The 4,637-nt window shown below is 55.5% G+C and carries 4 protein-coding genes; 3 read left to right on the top strand and 1 reads right to left on the bottom strand.

All coding sequences use genetic code 11. From position 1 onward, the window contains the following. Positions 1–144: 144 nt before the first annotated feature. Positions 145–315, bottom strand: coding sequence for a hypothetical protein (locus EKM86_RS12450; RefSeq protein ID WP_164506279.1), 171 nt, complete (start codon positions 313–315; stop codon positions 145–147). 269 nt (positions 316–584) lie between these two features. On the opposite strand from EKM86_RS12450, the gene nrdD reads away from it, so the two are divergent. The 3 genes from nrdD to EKM86_RS12140 all read left to right on the top strand — a co-directional run bounded on the left by nrdD (position 585) and on the right by EKM86_RS12140 (position 4,478). After that, positions 585–2,771, top strand: coding sequence for an anaerobic ribonucleoside-triphosphate reductase (gene nrdD, locus EKM86_RS12150; RefSeq protein ID WP_125758340.1), 2,187 nt, complete (start codon positions 585–587; stop codon positions 2,769–2,771). Between the two features lie 174 nt (positions 2,772–2,945). Further along, complete coding sequence (locus EKM86_RS12145; protein WP_125758338.1) at positions 2,946–3,743, top strand: transporter substrate-binding domain-containing protein; 798 nt, start codon at positions 2,946–2,948, stop codon at positions 3,741–3,743. A gap of 30 nt (positions 3,744–3,773) precedes the next feature. Further along, complete coding sequence (locus EKM86_RS12140) at positions 3,774–4,478, top strand: amino acid ABC transporter permease (RefSeq protein WP_125758336.1); 705 nt, start codon at positions 3,774–3,776, stop codon at positions 4,476–4,478. Positions 4,479–4,637: the final 159 nt, after the last annotated feature.

Raw genomic sequence — 4,637 nt, 5'->3', positions numbered from 1 at the left:
TAGTACTAACAAGAATAGGTCTTCATGGCCTTTTTGGTCTAGTCGTCAGGGTGTTGCACTTGAATTGTAAACTGGGGGCTTTTTTTTTGCCGAACTTTTACGTGGCGTACTCAAAAAGCCGGCACGCGGCCGGCTCAACTGAGGTCATTTCTTGATAAATGTGACATATGCCCAGTACAGCCCGGCCACAATAGCCAGGAACAAGACAATCTTGATGATCAGACTGATGATGCCAGCCACGAGCGGCAACAGTATCAGTCCTAAGATGATGATCACGGCGATGACACCGATTTGTTTCCATTGCGCAGTTTCCATAGTGAGCCTCCATAAGATGATACTTTCAGTATAGCAAAGGCCGGGGACAACAGCGCGTTTCCAGGCGAAAATCCGTCTGAAGACTGAGGTGCCGGGCCTAGGTTTTCACGAAACCAGACGGTTCAAATTAAATCGTTCACTATACAATATCTAGTGTTTTTGGCCAATTTGGACAGACTTTTTGCCATATATAGTGCCCATATAATCCGGAACGTGATAGAATGTTTCTATGATGTTCGAGTCTGAACAAAGGAACGGAGAGGGTATCCATGATCGATTTAAAAGTAAAAATCAACGTAAAAAAACGCGACGGGCGGATTGTCGACTTTGACCAAAGCAAGATCACGGCCGCGATCACGAAGGCGGCTAAGGCGGTGAACGGCGAACTCGCGCCGACCGACTACACGTTGATCGAATCGATCTCGGATGCCGCGGTTGCCACAATCACCGAGCGCTTCAGCAAGGACGTGCGCATTCCCGAGGTGCAAAGCATCGTGGAGCAGGCGCTGCTTGACGCGCACCAGTACGACTGGGGTGAAGCCTACACGAAATACCGCGTGAAGCGCGATATTGAGCGGTCGAAGAAGGCCGACGTCAACTACAACGTCCAGAAGCTGCTGGACCGCGACTCGACTGTTGTGCACGAAAACGCCAATAAGGACTCGCGCGTCTTTTCGACCCAGCGGGACCTGACCGCCGGCGCCGTGGCCAAGGCCATCGGGCTGAAAATGCTGCCACCGGCCGTGGCAAATGCCCACCTGCGCGGCGATATTCACTGGCACGACCTCGACTACACGCCTTACATGGCCGAGACCAACTGCTGCCTGATCGACTTTAAGGAAATGCTCAATCACGGCTTTTGCATCGGCAACGCCGAAGTGGAGCCGGCTCACAGCATTCAGGTCGCCGTCACCCAGATGACCCAGATTATCGCGAACGTCGCGTCCAGCCAGTACGGCGGCTGCTCGTCGGACCGCACCGATGAAGTGCTCGCGCCGTTTGCGCAGAAGAATTACGAAAAGCACCTGCAGGAAGCCAAGGAGCTGCCGATCGATGCCGAAACAGCCGAGGCATACGCCAAGCGCCGCACCAAGAAGGATATTTACGACGCGCTGCAGACGCTCGAGTACCAGGTCAACACCTTGTACTCAACGCAGGGCCAGACGCCTTTTGTGACGGTCGGCTTCGGTCTGGGCACGAACTGGCTGGAACGCGAAATTCAAAAGGACATTCTCAAGATTCGCATCGATGGGCTGGGCAAGGAAAAGCGCACCGCGATTTTTCCAAAGCTGGTCTTCACCATTAAAAAAGGTCTGAACCTGCACCCTGGCGATCCGAACTACGACATCAAGGAGCTGGCTGTCGAGTGCGCCACCAAGCGCATGTACCCGGACATTCTGTCGTACGACATGATTAAAAAGCTGACCGGTTCCTTCAAAGCGCCGATGGGCTGCCGGTCGTTTTTGCAGGGCTGGACGGATCCGGACACCGGCGAGGAAGTCAACGCCGGCCGCATGAACCTGGGTGTCATTACCGTCAACCTGCCGCGCATCGCGATGGAAAGCAAGGGCGACAAGGACAAGTTCTGGAAGATTCTCGAGCAGCGGCTCGACATCTGCAAGCAGGGCCTGGTGTACAAGGTGGAACGCGCCAAGCAGGCGACGCCGGAATCCGCGCCGATCCTGTACAAGTACGGCGCGTTTGGCAAGCGGCTGAATGACGACCAAAGCGTCGACGAGCTGTTCAAGAACTCCCGCGCCACGGTTTCGCTGGGCTACATCGGCCTGTACGAGGTCGGCACCGTCTTCTACGGCTCGGCCTGGGAGAAGAACCCGGAGGCCAAGGCCTTTTCCATCGACGTGGTCAAGGATCTGTACGAGCACTGCAAGCAGTGGGAGAAGCAGTACGGCTATCACTTCTCCGTTTACGGCACGCCGTCCGAAAGCTTGACCGACACCTTCTGCCGGCTGGACAAGAAGCGTTTCGGCGTGGTCAAAGACATCACGGACAAGGATTACTACACGAACTCCTTCCACTATGATGTCCGCAAGGCGCCAACCCCGTTTGAAAAGCTCGACTTCGAAAAGGACTACCCGAAGTACTGCTCCGGCGGTTTCATTCACTACTGCGAGTACCCGAACCTGAAGCAAAACCCGAAGGCCCTGGAAGCCGTCTGGGACTATGCGTACGACAAGATCGGGTACCTGGGCACCAACACCCCGATTGACCAGTGCTTCGAGTGCGGGTTCAAGGGTGAGTTCAAGGCGACCGAAAAAGGCTACGAATGCCCGCAGTGCGGCAATCACAACCCGGACACCTGCGATGTCGTCAAGCGGCTGTGCGGCTACCTCGGCAACCCGAACAAGCGACCAATGGTTCACGGCCGTCAGGAAGAAATCCTGCACCGCAAGAAGCACATGGTCATCGGCAACGATGACCTGGCAGGTCAGGCCTAACTGTTGCCAACCAAAATGCCCCATTCGCTTTGGCGAGTGGGGTTTTCTGGTACCTGGTGCGGTCAGGATTCGCCGGGCGGTGGCCATTAAAAGAATCTGATTAGAAGCACTCGATTACCAAAAGTAAGTCGTGTATAATTGGTGGTGCTGATTTTCAGAAACGGAGGAAATTTCATGAAAAAATGGTTAATCGCGTTGGCTAGTCTGCTGATGGTGGGCGTGCTCGCCGCATGCGGCAACAGTCAAAGCAGCAGTAGCAAGGCGAACGATAACACTGTCAAGCTGGTGACGCCGAAGACCTTGACCATTGGCCTGGAAGGCACTTACCAGCCGTATAGCTACCATGAAAATGGCAAGCTGACCGGGTTTGAAGTTGAGCTGGGCAAGCAAATTGCCAAGGAGCTCAACTTAAAGCCGAAGTTTGTGGAGACCAAGTGGGACTCGCTGATTGCCGGCCTCAACGTCAACAAGTACGACCTGATCTTGAACAACGTGGCCAAGACCCCTGAGCGCGCCGCCAAGTATCGCTTCACGGTGCCATATACCTCAGGCAAGTCCGAGCTGGCGGTCAAAAAGGGCAACACGACCATTAAATCGATCAAGGACATCAAGGGCAAGAAAATGGCCCAAAGTGTCACCTCGAACAACGCGGCAAACGTGAAGAAGCTCGGCGGGGTGATTGTCCCAGTTGACGGCTTCGCCCAGTCGGTCACGCTGATCGAGCAGGGGCGAGCGGACGGCACGGTCAATGACACTGCGTCCTTCCACGCTTACCTCAAGCAGCAGCCGAATGCAGACATTAAGCTGATTTCGATCGGCAGCGCGATCAAGACCACGCCGGCGCGCGGCCTGCTACGCAAAGACGAAGGCCCGCTGCAAAAGCAGGTCACCAAGGCGATTGAGAAGCTGCGCAAGAACGGTCAGCTCGGGAAGCTTTCGAAGAAGTACTTCGGCAGCGACATCACGAAATAACCGAGCGCCGGTGAGAAAAGGAGGGATTTGATGAGTGCCTGGCAAATTGTGCTGAAGTCACTGCCGGAATTGCTGGTGGCGATGCTCAAGTACACCATTCCAATTACGTTGATTTCGTTTGCATTAGGGCTGATTTTGGCGGTGCTGGTCGCCCTTGTCCGGATCTCGCCGTCGCATCAGCCGGTCATGCGCGGGCTGAAAGGCCTGACCTGGTTTTACGTCTGGATCTTCCGCGGCACGCCGCTGTTGGTACAGCTTTTCCTGATTTTCTTCGGTCTGCCGTACCTGAAGATGAACGGTCACGCCATCATCGAGCTGAATGCCTGGACGGCCGGCATCCTAACTTTTTCGCTGAACACCGGGGCTTATGCTTCGGAAACGATTCGCGCGGCGATCTCCTCGGTGCCTAAGACCCAGTGGGACGCAGCCAAAGCCCTGGGGATGAAAAAGTCGCTGATCCTGCGCCTGGTCATCTTCCCGCAAGCCCTGCGCATCGCGCTGCCGCCGCTGTCCAACAGCTTTATCAGCCTGATCAAGGACACAAGTTTGGCCAGCGGCATCACCATCATCGAGATGTTCCAGGTCAGCCAGCAGTTTGCGGCGCTTTACTACAACCCGCTGGTGTCTTACAGTCTAGTCGCTTTCCTGTACCTGATGCTGACGACGGTCTTGACCGGCGTCCAGAGCTGGCTGGAAAAGCGCACCAGTCGCTACCTGCTCAGCGAAGGGCAATAAGTGCTGGCAATCAAAATGGCTCAGAGCGTCGTGCGATGCTCTGAGCCATTTTTTGGTGCGCCCGGCATGGGCGCCAACTTGGTGGTGAAAGTCCACTGCGGGCCGTAGTAGTCGGAACCGCTAGCCAAGGGCAAGGGTGTCCATCGCGAGGTGGAATCT

Origin of the sequence: Lacticaseibacillus hegangensis, from assembly GCF_003946465.1 — a bacterium.
Classification (GTDB): domain Bacteria; phylum Bacillota; class Bacilli; order Lactobacillales; family Lactobacillaceae; genus Lacticaseibacillus; species Lacticaseibacillus hegangensis.
This window is presented reverse-complemented; position numbering and strand designations above follow the sequence as displayed.